General features: G+C 56.5%; 21 protein-coding genes. 5 read left to right on the forward strand and 16 right to left on the reverse strand.

The genetic code is table 11. The features are described 5' to 3' along the window. Window positions 1-353 precede the first annotated feature (353 nt). Entirely contained in the window at window positions 354-686 is a 333-nt protein-coding gene (locus tag WMW72_RS26730) for a hypothetical protein (protein WP_341418637.1), read from the forward strand. A 203-nt stretch (window positions 687-889) separates the two neighbouring features. Here WMW72_RS26730 and WMW72_RS26735 read toward each other — a convergent pair whose 3' ends face one another. From WMW72_RS26735 to WMW72_RS26760, 6 genes are all read right to left on the reverse strand, one after another. Continuing rightward, window positions 890-1,402: an adenine phosphoribosyltransferase gene (locus tag WMW72_RS26735; protein WP_341418638.1), complete on the reverse strand. Its 513-nt coding sequence runs from the start codon at window positions 1,400-1,402 to the stop codon at window positions 890-892. An 81-nt stretch (window positions 1,403-1,483) separates the two neighbouring features. Further along, window positions 1,484-3,907, reverse strand: coding sequence for a single-stranded-DNA-specific exonuclease RecJ (gene recJ / locus WMW72_RS26740; protein ID WP_341418639.1), 2,424 nt, complete (start codon window positions 3,905-3,907; stop codon window positions 1,484-1,486). Window positions 3,908-3,972: 65 nt separating this feature from the next. Beyond that, a complete protein-coding gene (locus tag WMW72_RS26745) occupies window positions 3,973-4,923 on the reverse strand; it encodes a cation diffusion facilitator family transporter (protein ID WP_341418640.1) in 951 nt (316 codons plus the stop codon). Between the two features lie 95 nt (window positions 4,924-5,018). Continuing rightward, window positions 5,019-5,954, reverse strand: a complete 936-nt coding sequence (gene secF / locus WMW72_RS26750; RefSeq protein ID WP_341418663.1) for a protein translocase subunit SecF — start codon at window positions 5,952-5,954, stop codon at window positions 5,019-5,021. A 1-nt stretch (window position 5,955) separates the two neighbouring features. Continuing rightward, window positions 5,956-7,188, reverse strand: coding sequence for a protein translocase subunit SecD (secD, locus tag WMW72_RS26755; protein ID WP_341418641.1), 1,233 nt, complete (start codon window positions 7,186-7,188; stop codon window positions 5,956-5,958). Window positions 7,189-7,300: 112 nt separating this feature from the next. Continuing rightward, window positions 7,301-8,068: a post-transcriptional regulator gene (locus WMW72_RS26760; protein WP_341418642.1), complete on the reverse strand. Its 768-nt coding sequence runs from the start codon at window positions 8,066-8,068 to the stop codon at window positions 7,301-7,303. A 176-nt stretch (window positions 8,069-8,244) separates the two neighbouring features. Here WMW72_RS26760 and spoVB point away from each other — a divergent pair, with 176 nt between their 5' ends. Next, window positions 8,245-9,816 carry a stage V sporulation protein B gene (gene spoVB, locus WMW72_RS26765; protein WP_341418643.1) on the forward strand — a complete coding sequence of 524 codons (1,572 nt, stop codon included), beginning with the start codon at window positions 8,245-8,247 and terminating at the stop codon, window positions 9,814-9,816. Between the two features lie 3 nt (window positions 9,817-9,819). On the opposite strand, the gene WMW72_RS26770 is transcribed toward spoVB, so the two are convergent. Further along, a complete protein-coding gene (locus WMW72_RS26770; protein ID WP_341418644.1) occupies window positions 9,820-10,509 on the reverse strand; it encodes a DUF421 domain-containing protein in 690 nt (229 codons plus the stop codon). A gap of 154 nt (window positions 10,510-10,663) precedes the next feature. On the opposite strand from WMW72_RS26770, the gene WMW72_RS26775 reads away from it, so the two are divergent. Further along, entirely contained in the window at window positions 10,664-11,023 is a 360-nt protein-coding gene (locus WMW72_RS26775) for a TIGR04086 family membrane protein (RefSeq protein WP_341418645.1), read from the forward strand. Window positions 11,024-11,133: 110 nt separating this feature from the next. Here the strand turns inward: WMW72_RS26775 and yajC are convergent, their stop codons facing one another. From yajC to WMW72_RS26815, 8 genes are all read right to left on the reverse strand, one after another. Further along, a complete protein-coding gene (gene yajC / locus WMW72_RS26780) occupies window positions 11,134-11,439 on the reverse strand; it encodes a preprotein translocase subunit YajC (RefSeq protein ID WP_341418646.1) in 306 nt (101 codons plus the stop codon). A 48-nt stretch (window positions 11,440-11,487) separates the two neighbouring features. Further along, window positions 11,488-12,621 (reverse strand): tRNA guanosine(34) transglycosylase Tgt, encoded by a 1,134-nt coding sequence (gene tgt / locus WMW72_RS26785; protein ID WP_341418647.1) that lies wholly within the window; start codon window positions 12,619-12,621, stop codon window positions 11,488-11,490. Window positions 12,622-12,638: 17 nt separating this feature from the next. After that, the gene (queA, locus tag WMW72_RS26790) at window positions 12,639-13,709 is read right to left on the reverse strand and encodes a tRNA preQ1(34) S-adenosylmethionine ribosyltransferase-isomerase QueA (RefSeq protein WP_341418648.1); all 1,071 of its coding nucleotides are present in this window, start codon (window positions 13,707-13,709) and stop codon (window positions 12,639-12,641) included. A gap of 125 nt (window positions 13,710-13,834) precedes the next feature. Continuing rightward, window positions 13,835-16,024: a SpoIID/LytB domain-containing protein gene (locus WMW72_RS26795; protein ID WP_341418649.1), complete on the reverse strand. Its 2,190-nt coding sequence runs from the start codon at window positions 16,022-16,024 to the stop codon at window positions 13,835-13,837. Between the two features lie 139 nt (window positions 16,025-16,163). Then, entirely contained in the window at window positions 16,164-17,168 is a 1,005-nt protein-coding gene (ruvB, locus tag WMW72_RS26800; RefSeq protein WP_341418650.1) for a Holliday junction branch migration DNA helicase RuvB, read from the reverse strand. Between the two features lie 41 nt (window positions 17,169-17,209). Next, a complete protein-coding gene (gene ruvA, locus WMW72_RS26805; RefSeq protein WP_341418651.1) occupies window positions 17,210-17,851 on the reverse strand; it encodes a Holliday junction branch migration protein RuvA in 642 nt (213 codons plus the stop codon). Continuing rightward, window positions 17,848-18,351 carry a crossover junction endodeoxyribonuclease RuvC gene (gene ruvC / locus WMW72_RS26810; protein WP_341418664.1) on the reverse strand — a complete coding sequence of 168 codons (504 nt, stop codon included), beginning with the start codon at window positions 18,349-18,351 and terminating at the stop codon, window positions 17,848-17,850. The genes ruvA and ruvC overlap by 4 nt, the downstream gene beginning before the upstream one ends. 238 nt (window positions 18,352-18,589) lie before the next feature. Further along, window positions 18,590-19,309 (reverse strand): BofC C-terminal domain-containing protein, encoded by a 720-nt coding sequence (locus tag WMW72_RS26815; RefSeq protein WP_341418652.1) that lies wholly within the window; start codon window positions 19,307-19,309, stop codon window positions 18,590-18,592. Window positions 19,310-19,437: 128 nt separating this feature from the next. Between WMW72_RS26815 and lepB the strand changes: the two genes are divergently transcribed. Next, window positions 19,438-19,986 carry a signal peptidase I gene (gene lepB, locus WMW72_RS26820; protein WP_341418653.1) on the forward strand — a complete coding sequence of 183 codons (549 nt, stop codon included), beginning with the start codon at window positions 19,438-19,440 and terminating at the stop codon, window positions 19,984-19,986. 176 nt (window positions 19,987-20,162) lie between these two features. After that, window positions 20,163-21,362, forward strand: coding sequence for an alanine racemase (alr, locus tag WMW72_RS26825; protein WP_341418654.1), 1,200 nt, complete (start codon window positions 20,163-20,165; stop codon window positions 21,360-21,362). Window positions 21,363-21,506: 144 nt separating this feature from the next. On the opposite strand, the gene WMW72_RS26830 is transcribed toward alr, so the two are convergent. Beyond that, window positions 21,507-22,279 (reverse strand): hypothetical protein (locus WMW72_RS26830; protein WP_341418655.1); only part of this gene is annotated, 773 nt, incomplete at its 5' end.

Below are 22,279 nucleotides of genomic sequence, written 5' to 3' on the forward strand. Positions count from 1 at the left end.
CATCGACTATACCGAAGGGACGAGGGGGTCATATACATAGAGTACAGTTCGAACTCCCTTAGCTGCCCCAGGCTCCACCAACCCCAAAGCCCAAGGGAAGCGAATATGCCGTTAGGGCAGCCGCTGAAAGGGATTTCAGCGAGAGACTCTGAGGACAACAGAAAGGAGCAATCACATGGCAAGCAGCAACAAACATTCGGTCTCGAAGCGTCTGCGAGTCAAAAGCTTGATAGAGGGCTCACACAGCTGGGGCCCCGAAAGCGGACTATTAAGTAACCGTTCCGCGGTTCCTGGTCATCCGTCAGGTGATCCTGCGCATCGGTCCGGCCAACGGGCTCATCGTTCAGGTCATCATGCTCGCCGTTCCGGCGAACAGGCTCATCGCTCGGGACATCATGCTCACCGATCCGGCGAACAGGCTCATCGCTCGGGACATCATCCGCATCGATCTGGCGAACAGGCTCATCGCTCAGGTCATCATGCACATCGGTCCGGTGAACATGGCCACAACTTTGGCTTTCCAGGGAAATGGCCGCTGCAGGTTCCGGGCTTACCGGAAGGCTGGCCCTATCCGCACCCCGAAGCTGCTGATCCGAGCAGTGCCCCAGCGGAAGCTGGACAGCGGAGCGGTCATCACCGGCGCAAGCATCGGCCCGCCGCCGGTAAGCGGATATGCCGGTGCGTGAAGCGCAAGGGGACAGGAACTCGTAGGCGCACGGGAGCCGCCGCTGGCGGGAGCCGGACCGTACGGGATCCGAAGAAGATCAACAGAAAGCCTTGTTAAGAAACGCTGCAGCCCATCCCCGTAACCCTACGCAAAAAACCGTCCGAATGTCCGGACGGTTTTTTCTTGTGATCTTGGCAGGCGGCTTCTCTCGATGCCGTATCCTTAATATTGAACGAGTGACAGCACTTCGACGCCATCCAGCTTATCGCGGCCGTTCAGCTCCAGCAGCTCGATCAGAAACGCCGCGCCGATGACTTCACCGCCGAGCTGCTTAACCAGATTGATGGAAGTCGCGATCGTGCCTCCTGTAGCAAGCAGATCATCAGCGATCAGCACCTTCTGCCCAGGCGAGATCGCATCGGCATGCATAGCGAGCTTGTCATTGCCGTATTCCAGCGCATAGTCCGCTTCGATCGTTTGACCTGGCAGCTTGCCGCTCTTGCGGATCGGGATGAATCCGATGCCCAGCGCTACCGCAAGGGGAGCACCGATCACAAAGCCGCGCGCCTCCGGTCCCGCGATACAGTCGATTTGCTTGCCTTCGAGCTTCTTAGCCAGCTCGGCGATGACAGCGCGATAGGCTTCGCCGTCCTTCAACAAGGTCGTGATGTCCTTGAAGCTGATGCCCGGCTGCGGGAAATTCTCAATCTCCCGAATGTAAGACTTGTAATCCATATGATCTCCTCCAAAGTGTAAGTTCGTCTTGTTCGATGTATAGAAGATAGCTTTGCTCAGGCCATGACTCTGCAAGCAGCCTCAAGCGAATCTCTCCAGCAGCTCCTTGGCCGAGGAGTACAGCAGCGTTTGCTCGGTCTCCGGACGCTTCATTCTTGCCTGATACAGCATCGAGGTCGTCAATTCTCGCTTAGGCGCCGAAGGTACGAGCCGGTAACCGCCCCCGGTAGTCGGAGCCGCTATGCCGAGCTCGGCGAACACTTCCAGCATGAAAGTCACCAGCGAGGGCGACAAGCCTGTACGCTTGGCTACGGCTTGGCAGAAGCCAGCCTCTAGCACTGTGCCTGCCTTTTCCAGCATGGCGACAGCGCCATAAACCGACTTGAACATATCCCGTCCTGGTACGACAGCGGACTGACGGTCATTTTCCGTATCCCCGAACACCGCATAATACCGGCGCACAGCGAGGGCTTCGCCTGCAAGCGACTCGATCTGCTCTAACTTATCGGGCACATTGAACACAATGATATCCTCCGCTTTAGACAGCGGAATGGCTCGCGCCAGCTCGTTCTGCGGATGGACGGCCAAGTGAATGTCCATCATCCAGATAGCCGTTTCTTCTGCGAACGGCCTCAGCACAGGCGGCGATATCTGGCCGAACACGACAATCGCCGGAGGCACACTTCCACCGGCCTCGCCGGGAGGCTTGCGCTTACACTTATCCAGCAGCTCAGCGACCCGGCGCTCCGGCTTGGCCGCTCCCCGCCAGTCGAACAACTGCACATCAGCAATCCGCAGATCCTGGATCAAGATCTGGGGGCGCCGGTTTCCGTTCCATTCATTGATCGACAGCTCTCCCAGCACATCCAGTGTCGCCGAAGGCGAGATCCACTCCGACAGCAAGCCTTTGCCAAAGCCGATCGCTTCAATGCTGGCAGCCTCCTGAACGGCTTGATCGGTCAGCGTCAGCTTCAAGTGCTGCTTCTCTTTGCCTAGTATTCTCATCTCCCCGAGACTCAGCCCCCGGAAGATGAAGCGAGGCACCGGATTGCCCATACCGAACGGGCCCAGCAGCTCCAGCTGCCGAATATTCTCCAGGGTGATATCCTCAGCACTGCAAGCCAAGTCAGCCTGCAGGAGCGGCGTCAAATCCTCTGGACTGAGCGATTCCTCCGCCATCCGGTTCAGCTGCTCAGCCAGCTCAGGAAGCGAGCTGCGCTCCAGCGTCATGCCTGCCGCCATCTGATGTCCACCGTAATGGTCGAGCAGATGCTGGCACCCCGTCAGGGCTTGATACAAATCGAAACCGGCAATGGAACGGGCCGAGCCCTTGGCCATCCCCGTTTCCTTGTCAATGCCGAGAACAACGGTCGGACGGTAGTAGCGGTCCACCATCTTGGAGGCCACGATTCCGATGACCCCGACATTCCAATCCTCCTGGGCCAGCACAAGCGCCTTGGGCAGTTGACCGGACGCGTCTCTCAGCTTCTCGACCATACCCGCTGCTTCCTTGGTCATGTCGTCTACGATCCGCTGCCGTTCTTTGTTCAGCGCATCGAGACTATCGGCCAGCTGTATCGCTTCCTGCTCGCTGTCTGTCGTCAGCAGCTTGACGGCTGCATCCGCACTCAGCAGCCTCCCGCTTGCATTGATCCGTGGCGCCAGGGCGAACCCTATATGGGTGGAGTTCACATCTTTGACGGCAACACCGGACACCTCGAGTAGCGCACGCAGACCAGGATTCGCGGTATTCCGCATCCGCTCGATCCCTTGCTTCACCATGATCCGGTTCTCATCGGACAAATGCATCAAGTCCGCAATCGTCCCAATCGCCACATATTCCAGCAGTTCCTCTGGCCAGCGCCCCAGCAGCGCCTGTGCGAGCTTGAAGGCTACGCCAACCCCGGCGAGCTGCTTGAACGGATAAGGGCAATTAGGTTTCTTCGGATTCACGAGCGCATAGGCTTCGGGAAGCTGCTCCGGAGGCTCGTGATGATCCGTCACTACGATATCGATACCGACCGAAACGGCATGGGCGACCTGCTCGACAGCGCTGATACCGGTGTCGACCGTAACGATCAGGCTGACACCCTGTTCCTTGGCCGCATCGATCGCGCCTATATGAAGACCATACCCCTCCTGCACACGATGAGGGATGTAGGTATCGAAGTTAGCCCCGAGCTGCTTGAACAAGCTGACCATCAACGAGGTGCTGCTTACTCCGTCTGCATCGTAATCCCCGTACACACGGATCTTCTCCCCTGTCTCGACCGCGCGGCGAATCCGATCGACTGCCAGGTCCATACCGTCCAAAAGGAACGGATCGTATATACAATCCGTTCCTCCATGTAGAAATTCAGCCGCATGGCCGCTATCCGTGATTCCCCTTGCCGCCAGCAAGCGCGACAAAAACGGGGAGACGTTCAGGGCTTGCTCAAGCTCTTGGGCCTTGGCGTCGTATGGCTCGGCTTGACCGACGGTCCACCTTGCTTTTCCTTGCAGCATACGGTGAATCCTCCTTGTTTAATTCCACGATCTCTGCCGCTTTCATCCAGCCTGACGTGCGTTCGTCAATGCAGCAGAGTCGGCATATCATCCTGCTCCACATCCGCATTTTTATACGGATATCCGGGATCATAAGGAAACACTTGAACCATAACATCCGCAATATGAGTAAACCGCTTCATCAGCACCTGCTTGATCGTTTTGGCAATTTCATGCCCCTCATAGATCGAAATGCGGGGGTTGACGCTGATTTTAACGTCTACGGTTACATAGTGCCCTTGTTCCTTCGCTTGCAGATCATCGATAGAGATGACACCCTTGATCCGCTGCACCGTTGCCAGAAGATCCTGGGCGTCCTCCATATGCAGCGATCGGGGCTTGGAGCGAAGCGCCGCTTCCAGCAGAAGCAGATAGCCTCTCCATAGGACGGCGAATGTGATCACCAGCGCCGCCACTGCATCTAGCAGATAGAAATAAGAAAGCCCGAAATACCCCGCAGTCATCGAGCCCGTTATGCCGATGCAGGCAACGAGCGGCATGAGCAGATCTCTGTGCTTACGCGCTGCGATAACCGCCGCATACGGGTTGGCCTCTTGGTGAGCAAGTCTCAGCTGATAACGATACCAGATTTCTTTGGCTAATATAGAGATAACAATAACGATAAGAGCCGCAGTTCTAGGCGGTTGAACCACCCCTTGAAGCATGGACCTGACAGTCGTGACGGCAATTTCGATGCTGCCGACCATCAGCAGAGCAGCGAGCAGAATGGTAGCCATTGGCTCAATTCTTTCCCTGCCTGCCGACCCGTCTCTGGACATGACGAACCTGCCGCTCTTCGCGCCTCTCAGCTCGGACAATGAGCCGACGACATGTGCAGCCGAATAGACGGCATCGGCGAGGAGCGCTTTACTTTGCGCCGTGATGCCAAAGAAGCCCTTCACGACCGCCAGCGCGAAATGCAATCCGATCCCGGGCCATAGGCCGATGGACGCCTGCTTAGTTCTGTCTTCCGTCATGGAGCCACTCCTCTATGAAAAGTGATATCCGCTTAGCGCCTGAAAAGAGAGAGGCCGCCGCAGGCTAGCTGACGCGACGGCCAAGGTATTCGTTCTTACGCAGCGGCTTTTTTCTTCGAACCCAGCGCTTTATTTTTCAATTCGTACCAAAGCGGACCGGCAATGCAAATCGAGGAATAGGCACCGCTGGTCAAACCGATAATTTTGGCGAGAGCGAACAGCTTAATGGCCGGACTTCCGAAGATCAGCAGACAAACTGCCGCGATCAGAACCGTCAAGACCGTATTGATATTCCGCTTCATCGTCTGCCAGATACTGTCATGCAGCATATTGGACAAATCCTCTGTCGTCTTCAGCTTGGCAAAGCGAAGATTTTCGCGGACCCGGTCAAAAATGACGATCTTGTCATTGATCGAGTAACCGATGGTGGTCAAAATTGCCGCCATAAAAGGAAGATTGACTTCCATTCGGAAAATGGCGAAAAAGCTGATAACGACAAAAGCATCGTGCAGAATCGCAATGATCGACGCGATGGCGAAGCGCCATTCGAACCGGATCGTTACATACAAAGCGATCGCGATACTCGCTATTCCGATGGCAAGCAAGGCTTTGTTCTGCTGTTCGATGGCCATGTCAGGCGTCACCGTGTTCACTTCCTGCGACACACTGTCGCCGTAAGCCGCGACAAAGCTTTGTTTGATCTTAGTCACGGTAGCTTCATCCAAAATCTCGCTGAAACGAGCGGACAACCGGGTGGCATTATCTCCGCCCAGCGTCAAAGTCTCGGCCGTGGCTCCGTTCGCTTTCAACAGCTCTTCCGCCTTGGCCTTGTCGATGGACTGAGGAGAAGAGATGTCCATGGAAGTACCGGCCCGGAAGTCGACGCCGTAATTCAATCCCTTCCACGAGAGCATGATCACGCCGAGCAAGCAGATGATCAGCGAAGCGATGTAGAAGTATTTCCGGTGCTTGACGAAGTCAAAAAAGTTTTTGTAATAGTCGTGCGTATTCGTTACATGATTCGTATTCATTTTAGAGGGCACGGATTTCCGACTCCTTTACGCCAAAGTAAGACGGCTTCTTGAACACATTGGCGCGAATCAGCAGGACCAGCAAAAGCCGCGCAAAGAAGATATTGGTGACGATACTCAGAGCAATACTGAGCATGTTCGTCAGTGCAAATCCGCGAATGGCCCCGTTTCCGATATAAAAGAGTACGGCTCCGCAGATAATGTTCGTGATATTGGCGTCCATGATCGTACGGAACGAATGCTTCGATCCGGCCTTCAGCGAGGACAATACGCTCTTGCCGCTGCGAATTTCTTCCTTGATCCGTTCGGCGGTAATGATGTTGGCGTCAACGGCCATCCCCACCCCGAGAATAAAGGCCGCGATTCCCGGCAGCGTCAGCGTAGCATGGACAAGCTCGAATACAATAAGCAGCAGCCAAGCATATGTAATGATCGAGATCGACGCGACCAAGCCTGGAATGCGGTAGAAAATCAGCATGAACAGCAAGATGAGCACCGAGCCAATCAAGCCTGCCTTCACCGTCTCTTGCAGAGACAGCAGACCCAGCGTCGCGCCTACGCTTTGCGAGTACTTCTCGGTCAGCTTGAGCGGCAACGCGCCCAGATTGATCGTATCCGCCAGCTTCTTGGCCTCATCGAACGTGAAATTGCCCGTAATCGTCGCTTTGCCGTCCGACAGCACTTGCTGGATCGTCGGCGCGGACAGCTGCTTCTCATCCAAGTAGATGCCCAGCGGCTGACCCAGCAGCCTAGTCGTCACATCGCGGAACTTGTCCTTATTCTTGACTTCGATGGCGATGATCGGCCGGTTCGTCTGGTCGAACTGGACCTTGGCCGCACCCTCGACGAAATCGCTTCCGAGCATTTCCTTGGTTCCGTCCGGCCCCCGGAAGGTCAGCTGCGCCGGTTCTTTGATGACTTTTCTTACTTCTTCTTCATTGCTAACCCCCGGAAACTTGACACGAATACGGTCCGTTCCTTCCGTTGTCACTTCCGGCTCCGTTACGCCCAGCGAGTTGGCCCGCTGCTCCAGACTGAGGGCGGTCTGGGTAAGAGAGTCCTTGTTTACCGGCTTACCAGCCTCGATCGGCTCAGCCACATACAGAATTTCGAATCCGCCCTTCAAGTCGAGACCCAGCTTGACGTTCTTGACCAGATTAGGGCTCGACAGTCCGATCGAAGTGAATACGATCAGGATTATCGCGAGAAAAGCGACAATGCGTTTGATGTCCATAAGGATCTCCTTCCACACTCAATAGTCCTATTATACCCACCTGTGAAAATCGAGTCAATTTGCCAATTGACGGCATCACAGGCCCGCATAGCGGGCAAAAAAAGACACCCGCTTACATAATACGGGGGTCTTTGAAGGCACTCATCGTCATCCAGTTCATGAACGAGGTCACCTTGAGCGACAAAATATCGTTCACGATGCGGTGCAGCGCCGGAAGTCCCTGCTTGCGGTACTTGTCGCTGACGCACTCCCAAATTTCCGAGCCTGTCACATATTCATAGCCGAGCATCCGGAACTCCTCAGCCTTGCTCGTGCAAATCTCTTCAATCATCAGACTAAGCTCTTCCCCGGTCATGACGTTCTCCGCGTCGTCATCCTCCGTCTCAGGGAAAAGCTCCGGATCCACCAGACTGCCGCTTTCAGCATCCGGCGATGCCGCAGCTGCCGGTTCCACTGAATTCTCCGGCTTCTCCGCATCAGGCTCCAGCACAGCAGCGTCCGAAGCCGCGGCTGCCTCCTCATCACCAGCTTCAACAGCCTCCGCCACGGTCCAACCTCCGAGCCAAGCCTCTGCTTGCTCCCGTTCATGTTCGGGCCGGGCCAGCGAAGCATCCTCTTCTGCGTCATCCGGACTGGCAAAAAATCGTTCCATGTAAGGTACTTCGCCGGCAAGTCCGGCAGAAGCTTCACTATTGTCCTCCAGCCCGGAATCTCTAGCGCCTTCCGTCATGTCACGAGATTCGGGATGACCCTCGATTTCCGGCTCCTCGTCCTCCAGCCTGCCGTCTGACGGCGTCCCCGGTTCCCTCTCCACCGGCTGCTCCGGCTCCTCGATCCGCTCCTGATCCGTTCCCTCCAACCGCTTGCCGTCGTCCCCCATGACCGATCCCTCCCGATGCGCATCCGTTCTGTGCCTGTGCTGTATGTAATTCGCTGCCTGCAGCCGATTTCCTGCTTACAGGCCGGTCAAGGCTTGTATAAAAATGTGTGCATGCGTGCGGACAGGTTCCGCATATCCATTACTATACTCCTGCTGTGAGAAAAGAGGTTATTCCATTGACCAAACAAACTTTCATCAAAGGAACGATGATTCTTCTCGCCGCCGGTATCATCAACCGCATCCTGGGTTTTATCCCCCGTATGACGCTGCCACGTGTCATCGGGGCGGAAGGAATCGGCTTATATCAGATGGGGTGGCCCTTTCTGGTCGTCATTCTGACCATCGTGACCGGCGGCATCCCTGTCGCGGTGGCCAAGCTGGTCGCGGCGGCCGAGGCTGAGGGCAATGAGTCGCGGGTCAGAAGCATTTTCCGCGTCGCGATGGCACTGGCCAGTGTGCTTGGTATTGTCTTCACGGGAATTATCCTGTACGGAGCCCGCTGGATAACCGACCACTTGTTCACCGATCCCAGAGTCTACTACACCTTCCTGTGCATGACTCCCATCGTTCCGCTAGTCGCTATATCCTCCGTGTACCGCGGGTATTTCCAGGGCCGGCAGAATATGATCCCGACCGCTCTCTCACAGGTTACCGAAACGCTGGTACGCATCGTAACCGTGCTCACCTTTGCCTATATGATGCTGCCGTATGGGATTGCCTATGCCGCAGCTGGAGCGATGGTCGGCGTGCTGGCCGGGGAGATCGCGGCGCTGCTCGTGCTGCTGCTGTTGTACAAGCGTGAAGCTATCCACCCGGAACGCGCGGTTGGCACGCTCTCTTCTGCAGCAAGCTCAGACAAGCCGGGGAGACGCTCCAGCTTCAGGCAGCTGTTAAGGCTGGCCCTTCCCGTCACAGGCAGCAAGCTGGTCGGCTCCGGCTCTTACTTTCTGGAATCGATCCTAATCGTCCAGAGCTTGGCCGCTGCTGGAGTCGCGACCGCGATGGCTACCGCCCAATACGGAGCATTACAAGGGATGGTTATCCCGATCCTTATGCTGCCGAGCGCGCTGACCTATTCGCTCGCGGTCTCTCTGGTCCCCTCCTTGTCCGAGGCCGCGGCCAAGGGCGATATGAAAACCATCCATATGAGGCTTCATCAGTCGTTAAGACTTGCGCTCGTGACCGGCGCGCCGTTCGCCGTCCTCATGTATGTGCTGGCGGAGCCGATCTGCACCTATATGTATGCGCAGCCTGAAGTCGGAGCCATGCTGCGGCTGATGGCCCCGGCAGCTTTGTTTATTTACCTGCAGGCCCCGCTGCAGGCGGCGCTGCAAGCTTTGGAGAAGCCCGGAGCGGCGCTTGTGAACACGCTGGTAGGCTCTGCTGTGAAGCTGTCTCTGATCTATTTGCTGGCCAGCCGTCCAGAATTCGGCATCTTGGGCGCTATCGTAGCCATCACCGTCAATATTATGCTTGTCACCATCCTGCACGGATATAGTGTGGCCAGGCTGCTGCAATTCAAGATGTCCGCTCTTGATTTCGTCAAGGCCGGAATCAGCATGGCTGGGGCAGGCTGGATCAGCGCGGTGCTTATCCAAGCCTCCTGGATCGAGGAAGGGCTCAGCCGCTTCCTCGTCGCTTGCGCAGCCGGATTCCTCTTCTACCTGGCGCTGGCGCTGGCGACAAGGCTGATTGACCGGGATGATTTTTTCCGGATCATGTGGCTCGGCAAGAAATTCGTGAAATAAGCTTTAGCGGTTCCTATCGATAAACCATCTGCCTCGATGATCGATGGAACAGAAGAATACATCCTTAAACTCCTTGATTCCTTTGGCTTGAAGCTCTTTTTTCAGCCAAAACCGGTTTTGACCAAGCTTGGTTAAGTTCTCATCCTGTACCTTGCCATCCATAATCAGCGGCACCGGCAAGCCCACATAACGGAATGCGGGCTTCGGGTTCCCCCCAGCTTCGGCCTCTTCGGTCTTGTGGTCGCTCTGCTTTTCCTTCACGGTCAGTTTGCCGGACGTCTCCAGAATGGCAAATTCCACATCAGCAGGATTCATAATTTTGTTCTCGCGCAGCTGGAGCATCAGGTCATCCAGATTGTAGCGTTGTTTACTCATTTCATCGCGGTTCATCTTTCCATTTTCCACCAGCAGCGCTGCCCGGCCTTCAATCCAGCGGCGCAGCTTTTCATTTTTGAGTGAGAGATAAGCAATTAATATTTGAACGGCTACCAGCGTAAGCATGGGGAGCAGTCCTTCGATCAGCGGTTTATGTACATCCTCCAACACGAATACTGCAATTTCCGCGATCATAATCGAGATAACCAGATCAAAGATCGATAGCTTGCCGATCTCGCGCTTGCCCATGATCCGCATCGTCAGAAATACAAGAACATAAAGCAGAATGGTGCGCCAGAACAAGGCCCAAAGCTCCATGAGACATTCCCTCCCGCCTTTCGGTTCACTGGGTATTGTGACCTCCACCGGGAGACGGCATTCGGGTGAAATGTTGGTAACACAGAACTTGTACTATTTGTGCGGCCAGGCCCATACAATGGAAACAAGATAACCAGGGGAGGTTTCCAGTCTTATGAACCGTTCGCCGCTTCTATCCGGGCTCACGTATTCCGCCGGCGTCGCCCTCATCGGTACGCTGCTTGCTTCGCTTCTGATGCTCGGCACAGGTCTGTCCGAAAATTCGTGGCTTGCCGTTACGCTGTTCATCCACGGGCTAGCTCTGCTCGTCGGCGGAATCATAACCGGCAAGCGCTGCGAATCCAGAGGCTGGTACCATGGAGGGCTGCTGGGTCTGGCCTATACCCTCGTCGTTTGGCTGATCGGATTTCTCGCCTATGACAGCAGCTTCACCCGCGAGCTGATGATGATCGCCGGACTGGCGCTAGCAGCCGGTGCATTCGGCGGGATGATCGGCGTTAATGTGAAGAAGTAATTCACAGCCCGTCGCACCATGCAAAGAAGACCCGATCCTGGCCAAAGCGCAGGTTCGGGTCTTCTTTGTATCGAAGCGCAGCCGGTCAAAAACCGGTGCAGCTTTCGAATTTATTCCGCAGTCGATTTAACGGAATTGATAGCGGAGCGCTCAAAGGTCAGCTTCGTGACGTCGTTGACACGCACAATCACGTTATCATCGTTGATCTCCAGAATCGTACCGTGAAGGCCGCCGATCGTGACGATTTTATCGCCCTTTTTCAAGTTGCCGAGCATCATATTCCGCGTCTTCTGACGCTTTTGCTGCGGGCGAATCAGCAGGAAATACAAGACGACGAACATCAGAACGAGCGGTCCGTACGTTCCCAGATAAGTGACCAAGCCTGCAGGCTCTTGTGTAGCTGTTGCCAAAAACATGAACGATTCCTCCCTTTTTGTAAACTAACAGCTCTATATAATGGTTGACTAGAACCCTTTGCTATTCTCGTCGATGCCATACTTCTCAAAAAATTCGCCGCGGAAATCAAGCAGCCGGTCCTCACGGATCGCCTGGCGTACGCCGCGCATAAGCTCCAGCAAGAAGTGCAGATTGTGATAGGTCGTCAGCCGGATGCCGAACGTCTCATCAGCCTTGATCAGATGGCGGATGTAAGCGCGCGAATAATTACGGCAGGTGTAGCAGTCGCAAGCCGGGTCTAACGGGCCGAAGTCCTCGGCATACTTGGCATTGCGGACGACCAGACGTCCCTGGCTCGTCATCACGGTCCCATTGCGTGCGATCCGGGTAGGCAGCACGCAGTCGAACATGTCCACACCGCGAATCGATCCCTCGATGAGCGCATCTGGAGAACCGACGCCCATCAGATAACGAGGCTTGTTAGCGGGCAGCAGCGGAACGGTATAATCGAGCACTTCCATCATCAGCGGCTTAGGCTCGCCGACGCTAAGTCCTCCAATAGCATACCCCGGGAAATCCATGGAAGTCAACTCGGCTGCGCTTTGCTTGCGCAGATCCTCGTACATGCCTCCCTGCACGATCGCGAACAGTCCCTGATCATGCTTCCGTTCATGAGCTTCCAGACAGCGCGCGGCCCAACGGGTCGTCCGCTCCAGCGACTGCTTGGCATAGCTGTGCTCCGCCGGATATGGAGGACATTCGTCGAAGGCCATAATGATATCGGAGCCCAGCGCATTCTGAATCTCAATCGATTTCTCAGGAGAAATAAACAGCTTGTCCCCATTCAGATGAGAGCGGAACTGTACGCCCTCTTCGGTGATTTTCCGCATCTCGCTGAGCGAGAACACCTGGAAGCCGCCGCTGTCCGTCAGAATCGGACGGTCCCAGTTCATGAACTTGTGCAGTCCTCCGGCTTTCTTCACAATGTCATGCCCGGGCCGCAGAAACAGGTGGTACGTGTTGCTCAAAATGATATGCGCATCCATCTGCTTAAGCTCTTCGGGGCTCATCGTCTTCACGCTGGCCTGCGTACCGACCGGCATGAAGGCAGGGGTTTCGATCGTACCGTGCGGCGTATGCACGAGCCCGAGTCTGGCTCCCGATTGCTTGCAGGTTTTAATAGGTTCATACGTAATTGCCATAAGTAAGGTCACTTCCTTTAATAAATAAACATGGCGTCGCCGAAGCTGAAAAACCGGTATTCCCGCTCGACCGCTTCCTTGTAAGCAGCCAGAACCCGCTCACGTCCCGCTAGCGCGCTTATCAGCATTAGCAGGGTTGACTTTGGCAGATGGAAATTGGTCAGCAGCGCATCGACGATGCGGTATTGGTAACCCGGGTAGATGAAGATCCCTGTCCAGCCGCTGCCGGCTTCCAGGATCCCGTCCTCACGCGCAGCCGTCTCCAGCGTGCGGGCACTTGTCGTGCCTACCGCGATGACTCGGCCGCCCTGGGCTTTGGCCGCATTGATCCGCTCGGCTGTTTCACGGGAAACCTCGTAGTACTCCTCGTGCATGTCATGCTCCTCGATCGATTCCGCCGACACGGGACGGAACGTGCCGAGGCCGACATGCAGCGTCACATAAGCCAATTGCACGCCTTTCTGCTCCAGCCTATGCAGGTATTCCTCGGTAAAATGAAGCCCTGCCGTCGGAGCCGCCGCGGAGCCCTGATGCTTGGCATACACCGTCTGGTAACGCTCACGCTCGGGCAACTGCTCCTTGATATAGGGAGGCAGCGGCATATGGCCGAGCCGGTCCAGAATTTCATTGAAAATGCCGGTATACGAGAAGCGAAGCACTCTCGTGCCCATCTCACCTTCCGATTCTACCGTTGCCGTCAGCAGCGGCTCTCCTGCAGATGCCTCATCCGTATTTTCCGTCTGTGCATGCTCTCCGCCGAATTGTATGGAGGCTCCGACTTTCAGCCTCTTGCCCGGACGAACAAGTGCTTCCCAGGTATCACCTTCGAGCTGCTTAAGAAGCAGCACCTCTGCCTTGGCCCCGGTATCCGGCTTCACGCCAAAAAGCCGGGCTGGAATGACCCTCGTGTCATTGAGCACGAGCACATCCCCGGCTTGCAAATAATTCTCCAACTGTTCGAACCCGTGGTGCCCGATCTCCCCGCTCCGCTTGTCGAGCGTCAGCAGCCGGGAAGCCGTACGGTTCGCCAGCGGCGTCTGCGCTATTAATGACTCGGGCAGCTCGTAATCAAATAAATCGACTTGCATGGACGGTTCTCATTCCCTTGGCTGATATAGTTCGCCCTCGTATGAAGGTTCAGAAAGCCTCGCTGGATCATGAGCAACTCAAGATCTGGCGTGCTTTCTGAACCAGCTTCTTATAGGGCGACCGCTTACGGCGCAGACTTGGTCAGTACGACGCCAGTATAATAGGTATTCAATATATATAGGTAGTCATGCCCCAGATCAGCGAGTCCTTTGGCTCCCCACTGGCTCATGCCGAGCCCGTGGCCGAATCCGCTGCCGGTAAACACAAACTGCGGCTTAGCCGACACGGCCTTGACCGCTCCATCCCCGCTCAGCACGAAAAACTGCTCGGGCTTGTAGGCTTGGGCTGAACCGGAAGCGCCTGTCACGTACAACGGCTGTCCGGAGCTTTCATTGCGGGACGCACCCGCAGCTCCCTGTATAGTATAGCGTCCCCATTCCTCAATTTCAAACCGGGTGCTCGGCAATCCCCCGAGCAGCGAACGAAGGGCATCCGGGTATGAGGTTTTGACCGGGGCTCCGTTCACTGAAATTTCCAGTGCACGCCCTGACGGACCTTGCTTGGACACCTCCAGGCTGTAAATGTCCCCGGACACCGAGGCAGGCAGCGAGGTGCCGAGCACTTGCTTCAGCTTGGCTGAGTCGTACGGTCCGCGAATCCAGGAGTACGCGTTGGATTCCACCGTTTCCCCGATGACTACAAACCGGGTACCGACCTCGGCCTTAGCAATAGCGGGGTTGCTTGTGTTGTCCACGAATGGAGCGGAGCGGATGTTGACTGTCTCCGTATGCGACTGATAGATAGGAAATCCGGCTTCATTCTTCTGCCCCGTATCCTTGGCATAATCGGAATGAATGTATCCGATCACTCCATTCTGGAGCACGATCCGGTACCACAGCTTCTTCCCGGCCTGGGCGCCTTCATCGGGCGACGGAACACTCACTAGATAAGGCACGGGATTCCCCCATACCTCGGAGGAATCGGCTGTAATTCCTCCGGCATTGGAGAAGAACAGCGGTTCGATCAGCGCCCCCTTATAGGTTAGCACTTCGCCCCGGGTCGCATCGATAGCCTGGACGGCTGCCGGAAATTCGGCCTCGACTCCCTTGTACACCTGATCCATCGTCGTATCGCTGACATGGGCGATTTCATATTTGAGACCTTGCTTCTTTACGTAGGTCCGGGCGGCGACCGCTTGGGCCTTCAAGGCTTCCATCGGCCAGGATGATCCGATCTCCGAGCCCAGCACCCCATATAAATATTGATCCATGGACACTTCGTTGATGACGGCCAGCTTGCCGCTGAGCGCCGTCACCTCGATGCCCCCGCGATAAGAGCGTCCGAAACGCTCGGCCACCTTCACACCGTTCTTGGCATCTGCTGACGCGGCCCATAGCTTGGCTCCCTTACCTGCAATGAGACCGGTCACGGGTTCCGTGCCTTGCGCAGACGCGAGAAGCTCCTGCCGCTTGATCACATAGCCCTGTGCTGGATCGATGCCCGTGAGCTGAACGGCCGGAAGCGCTGCGGCTACCTTGGTCTTAAGCGCAGCGAGCCCCGCCGCATCGGCTTCCGCGCCGACCAGGACGGCAAATCCGCTGGCGGTCACCGCGACGTCGGCCTCGAAGCCCGCTTGGTATAGCGCGGATGCTTGTGCAGCCGCCTCCGCCTCCGTCGCGTAAAGACCGGCGCTCAGCCGTTCAGGGCCGGAGACCGTCGCCCCTGCGCTGCTCTTGGCAGCTGCATCGGCGGCCGCCTTAGTGGCGTAAGGCCCCTGATAAACGACATACAGCGGCTTGCCCTGCTTGGTCCGCTGTACAATGCCGGCCTCTGTGCCGGAGCCCTTGAGCGCCTGCGCCTTGGAGGCCGCTTGCTCTCTATCTGCTGTCGCAAGCGCCTGCACATAGAAGGTGTCCGTGTATGCCCGGACAGACTCTTTGGCCTTGGAGCCGTATACCGGCTTCAGTCCGGTCGCGTCGCGCAAGGACAGCGTCAGACCGTTGTCCCCAGATAATGTAACGGCAGACGCCCGGTTCGTATAACGAGCCGTCTCGATGAACAGCGCGACCCGCACCGTGTCTCCCGCGGCGGTAACCTGATCCGCAGAGCCTGCCTGGGGATTGGTATTGGCCGTAGACGGATTGCTCGTCGGCGGATTGATAGCCGGAGCATCCGCTCCATAGGCGGAAGGAAGCAGCAGATCATTGTGCAGGAGCGCTCCGGTGCTTAGCGCTGCGACTACAGCCATGCTTACGGCAGTTTTGGCAGCAGCCCTAAGCCAATGGCCGGCATGCTCCCCTGCTGATTGGCTCATGGTTGATGAAGCTATCCTAGACGCTGTCCCGCGCTTTTCCGCCGGCGGATATTCTCCACCGGTATACAGCTTGGTATGCGGATTCATGACGATGTATTCCCCTTCCTTACCGTCGGACGGCCGTGCCGCCCGCTTGTTGTCAGGAACGCTTGGGCATGGGCAAGCCCAAATGCTTGCAGGCGTTCTCGGTTACCATCCGACCACGAGGCGTACGCTGCAGAAATCCGATCTGAAGCAGATATGGCTCGTATACATCCTCGATCGTCTGGCTCTCTTCTCCGATAGAAGCGGCGATCGTATCCAGTCCGACCGGACCTCCCTGAAAGCTCAGGATGATCGCGCGCAGCATCTTGTGGTCGATCTCGTCGAGTCCCATCGGGTCTACCTGCAGATTGCTCAGCGCCATATGCGTTATCTCCTGCGTGATGATGCCGTCGCCCTTGACCTGCGCGAAATCGCGCACGCGCTTGAGCAAGCGGTTCGCTATCCGCGGAGTCCCGCGCGACCGCATCCCGATCTCCCGGGAAGCCTCCCCGATGATCTGTGCCTGGAGGAGATCCGCGGTGCGGCTGACGATGTAGGACAGCTCATCGACCGTATAATATTCTAAGCGGCTGACGACTCCGAACCGGTCTCTCAGCGGCGCGGACAGCAGCCCGACTCTCGTCGTTGCGCCGACCAGCGTAAAGGGCGGCAGATCCAGGCGGACCGACCGTGCGCTTGGTCCTTTGCCGATCATGATATCTAGCGCATAATCCTCCATCGCCGGATACAGCACCTCCTCCACCGTACGGTGGAGTCGGTGAATCTCATCGATGAACAGCACGTCGCCTTCCTGCAGATTCGTCAGAATCGCCGCCAAATCTCCGGGCCGCTCAATCGCAGGGCCGCTTGTGGTCCGCAGATTAACGCCGAGCTCGTTAGCAATAATATTGGATAATGTCGTCTTTCCCAGCCCCGGAGGGCCATAGAGCAGCACATGATCAAGTGCTTCCTTGCGCATCTTGGCCGCCTCGATATAAATTTTGAGGTTTTCCTTCGCTTGCGCCTGACCGATATATTCGGCCAAATAACGCGGGCGCAGGCTGAACTCCGCTACATCTTCTTCCATCATCAAATTCGCCGAGATGATGCGGTCATCCATGTCGAATCTCTCCTTTCCTTACGAGCCTCCCGACGGCGGCGTCAACGAGACAAAGATTGCTGAAACAATGCCTGCAGAGCCAGCTTCGTGAGTCCCTCTGCCGTCTCGAATCCCGTTAGCTTCGACTGGATGGCCGATCCTGCACGGTCCGCCTCAGCCTCCGTATAACCGAGAGCGAGCAGCGCAGCCTTGGCTTCGGCCCAGGCTCCTGCGTCGGAAGGAACATCCAGCGGGATTCCCATCGCCATGAAGCCTTCCGCTTCGCTGCTTGCCGCGTAAGCGCCAAGCTTGTCTTTCAAGTCCAGCACCATCCGCTGAGCGGTCTTCTTCCCGATGCCGGGCAGCTTGGTCAGGAACGACAGGTTCTCCTGCCGGATCGCAGCCACGATCGTCTCCGGGCGCCCCCCGGCCATGATGCCGACCGCTACCTTCGGCCCGATGCCGTTCACATCGAGCAGCAGCCGGAACAGAGACTGCTCCTCCCGCGTCTGGAAGCCGAACAGCAGATGGGCATCCTCTCGCACCTGGAAGTGAATGAACATCGTGACCTCGGCATCCTTGCTCTCCTTGGCCCCGATGGCATAAGGATTCGGCGTAAATACCCGGTACCCGACTCCCTTCACATCCAACACGACATAATCAGTTTCCCGGTGGGCAACCACACCTCGCAAAAAATCAATCATCGTTTCGTGGCTCCGTTCAATTTGGATTGAAGCGCCGAAGAATGCGCATGACAAATAGCGACAGCCAGCGCGTCGGCGACATCGTCCGGCTTGGGCACGGCCGACAAGTGCAGGAACATCTTCACCATCTCCTGCACCTGCTTCTTCTCGGCCTTGCCGTAGCCGACAATCGCCTGCTTCACCTGCAGCGGCGTATATTCCGCAACCGGCAGTCCTTGCTGGACAGCGGCCAGTATGAGCACGCCTCTGGCCTGACTAACCGTCATCGCAGTCGTGACGTTGCGGTTGAAGAACAGCTTCTCGATGGCCACCGCATCCGGCTTGTACTTGTCAATGAGCTGGACGAGTGCGTCATACACCTGCTTCAGCCGCAGACTGTCATCCGTATGCGCCTCGGTCTGAATCGAACCGTACTGCACCGGCACTAGCTTATGTCCCTGCTTATCGATAAATCCGAAACCAACAATCGCGATTCCCGGATCAATGCCTAAAATACGCAAATCTGCCGCAGCTCCCCCGCCCGCTCCCCCGGCAAACCAAGTCTGCCATAGCCGAAAGCGAACATATGTATTCACTTCTCATTATAGCAGAATAAAGCAGGGATGAACACGCCGAAAAAGACATCCGCGTTCAGACGGATGCCTTAGCTGGTCAAGACCTTAGCAGGAATATAACCAGCCCGCTGCGGATGGGAGCGGGCTTAGGTCTTCATCCGCGCGGGCTTATGGCTGCTTGATTTCATTCTATTGGAAGTGGCGCTTGCTGCATCGCCTTCTCCGTCTCCTCCACCGCATAATCGCTCAGCGTGGACAGTACGCTGTTGTAGTCATCCAAGTCTCGAATCCGTATGCCCTGGTACAATTGACGGACCGTTTCGCGGGGGAGACTGCTTTCCAAATGTCCAATGTTCAATTGGAAAAAGGTACGCAGTACATTTTCCGAGCCCGAGCCAGGAACACCCTCGAACATCGACAAATTTCCTTGGGCGTCCAGCCCGAAGTAGGCATGCTCCTTGCACTCCGGCGACAGATCGTCAATCAACTCCGTGAAAAACACCCGATTGGCTTCCCCCAGGCTGACGACCAGTGAAGGATGCTGCCGATAATAATCCAGAATCCCCTCTGCGTTCAGCATGCCGACTCTCTCCAACTCTTCCCCGCACACATACGATTTGCGTGTGAAGGCTTCCCGCTCCCCATCCATCCCTTGAAGCATGCGGGTTACTTCCTCCTCCGGCTGCTTGCTTTCGGCCACAGTCTTCCCGAATACCGCCTGGCTATGTCGTTCAAACCATGCGCGGGTCTCATCGGTCGCACTCCTGTCCTGAGCGAACCACACCCACGCCGAGCACGAGGCAAGCACCAGCGTCAAGACTGCCAAATACAGCAACCTTCGCTTCAACCGAAGCCTGCGCTTCCACTGCCTCCTCAGATGATTCCACCACTTGTAGAGTTTCATCAGCAATCCCCTCTTTATTTATGCATCATGATTTTACTATTTTTCCCATAGGGATCGACGTTTATACGGATTCTGTGTATACTTGGACATATGGCTTCATTGCAGCAGGAAAGGATGTTGACGAACCGATGCAATCGCTACTGAAGGAAGTGTGGGCTTGGACCCGTTCCATTGCAGCAGCCTTTATTTTGACCATCCTGATCGGCATGTTTATCTTCCAGCCGACCAAGGTGCTCGGGCATTCCATGGACCCGACCCTGCACGATCAACAACGAATCTACGTCTCCAAGCTGTCGCATACGTTCCGTTATGCGCCGGAGTACGGGGATATCGTCATTATCGACAGCCGGGTAGACCGGCCGCGCACGCTGAAGGACGACTTGCTTGAGCATCCGCTGCTTCGCCTGATCAGCGGAGTGGACGATCCCAATATGTACGTGAAGCGTGTCATCGGCAAGCCAGGCGATGTCCTGGAGCTGAAGGACCGGAAGATGTACCGCAATGGACAACCGCTGGATGAGCCTTACTTGAATGAGCAGATGCAAGCCGAGCCTTCCCAGACCTGGACCGTACCTGAAGGGAATGTGTTCGTCATGGGCGACAATCGCAACCATAGCAAGGACAGCCGGGCCATCGGGTTCGTCCCGTACAACCACGTGCTGGGTATCAAGTTCTGATCGGGTTCACACTGCCCCTAGCAGTGAAACGCATCACCGACAGGCCGATTCCTCAAGCTTCTCGCTCGGGGGAACCGGCCTGTTTCGTTACGGCTATCCATTCAACAAAAAGATGATAATCTCCGGTCCTGCAAGCCAAAGACAACGGAGTTACATATGAGAGGAGCTTCACCCGCATGTTCAGCTACCGACACACCTGGGCTCAGATTTCGCTGGACGCCATCGGGGCTAATATCCGCTCCTTCCAGGCTTTGCTACGGCCCGGTATTCGTCTGATGGCTGTCGTCAAAGCGGATGCTTACGGCCACGGCGCCATCCCGGTCGCCCGGGCCGCTCTGGCTGCAGGAGCAACCCACCTTGGAGTCGCGTTCCTCGATGAGGCGCTCCAGCTCAGACTGGCCGGCATCGGTGCACCTATTCTCATTCTAGGTTATACACCTCCTGCATCCGTCATAGCTGCCGTTGAACACGACATCGCAATTACCGTGATCTCGTCCGAAACGCTGGACGCGCTGGAGGCCGCCGTGCGAACGATCGGAAAGAAAGCCAAACTGCACCTGAAGCTGGATACAGGCATGACCCGGCTCGGAACTGCGTCAGCAGAAGAGGCTTGGACACTGCTTCGCCGAATCCAGGCTAACCCGCTGCTTGAGCTTGAGGGGGTATTTACCCATTTTGCCGATGCGGATAACCTAGATAGTGCCTACACCCGCAAGCAGTTCGCTCTATTCGGCGAGATGCTGCAGACCATGCGGATACATGGAACGGAAAAGGTGCTCCGCCATTGCTGCAATACGGCGGCGACCTTGCTTTATCCGGATATGCATCTGGATATGGTGCGTGTCGGCGTCGGCCTGTATGGCTTGTATCCGATTGCGGAAGCTCGCACCAGGACCCGCCTTATTCCTGCGATGCGCTTCTGTACAACCATCGCGGCACTCAAGCATGTTCCCCAAGGCCAAGCGATCAGCTACGGCTGCACGTTCCAGCCGGCGAAGGACAGCCTCATCGCTGTCATGCCCGTCGGATATGCGGACGGCTTGCCCCGCCAGCTCTCCAACCGCGGGCATGTGCTTGTCCGCGGAGTCCGCGTGCCCATCGTCGGGACCGTCTGCATGGACCAGACGATGCTAGACGTCAGCGCTATTCCCGGCTTACTGCCGGGAGAGGAGGTTACCCTGTTCGGACAAGATCCGCTGGGACCTCCGCTCGGTGCAGCCGAATGGGCGGTGTTGATGAACAGTATTCATTACGAGGTCGTTTGCGGCATCGGCAAACGGGTCCCTCGCGTCTACGAAAGCGAGGGCAGCATTCTCGAAGGGAACAATGCCCTGCTGGCACAGCCTCCAGGCAGCTCATTCCCCGCTTCTTCCTAGCGAGCCTAACGCAGTATCGGTCCTTATCCATCAGGCCTACTTCCTTATTCATGGAAGTAGGCCTATCTTTATGGATGGATAAGAAAAACCGTTCCTCCATCTGGAAGAACGGTTTGGCTTGATTTCTATCGAAGACGTTGCCGACTAACTGCTCAGCCAAGGACTATTTCTCTTAACTCTGGATAGGCTTGCCTTGCGCCGGTTTCTGTTCAGTAGGCTGTTGATCGCCGCATAAGCCGATTTTTGGCGGTTACGGGCTTTGCTCTTCGGAGGTGAAGTCTTTGCGCTTCCCTTCGCTTTATTTTCCTGCTGCTTTGGGGTGAATTCATCCACCAGCGGGGAAATAGGCGCTACCGGAGATTCCGGCGCTCCGAACGAAGCAAAAGGCAGTGTGCCGACACCCGGGTAAGCACTAACCGTAGCGATCTGATTCCCATACGGATAGGACGTTGTCAGATGGGGCAACAAAGGTGCCGAAAAGGGCGGACTGCCGTTAAAAGCCGTTCCCTGATCATTCCCGCGCTTTCCTGACACCGGACTAATGGAAGGCTGCGCATTCGGCCATTCCGCTACGGGACTTACCGCTGTCGGATGATACGCATTCGGCCATTCCGCTACAGGACCTACCGCCGTCGGATGGTACGCATTCGGCCATTCAGACGCTGGGCTTACCGCTGTCGGGTTGTACGCATTTGGCCATTCGGCTGCGGGACTTACCGCCGTCGGATGGTACGCGTTCGGCCATTCAGACGCTGGGCTTACCGCTGTCGGGTTGTACGCATTTGGCCATTCGGCTGCGGGGCTTACCGCTGTCGGGTTGTACGCATTTGGCCATTCGGCTGCGGGGCTTACCGCTGTCGGGTTGTACGCGTTTGGCCATTCGGCTGCGGGGCTCACCGCTGTCGGGTTGTACGCGT

This window comes from Paenibacillus filicis (assembly GCF_038070315.1).
GTDB lineage: Bacteria > Bacillota > Bacilli > Paenibacillales > NBRC-103111 > Paenibacillus_G > Paenibacillus_G filicis.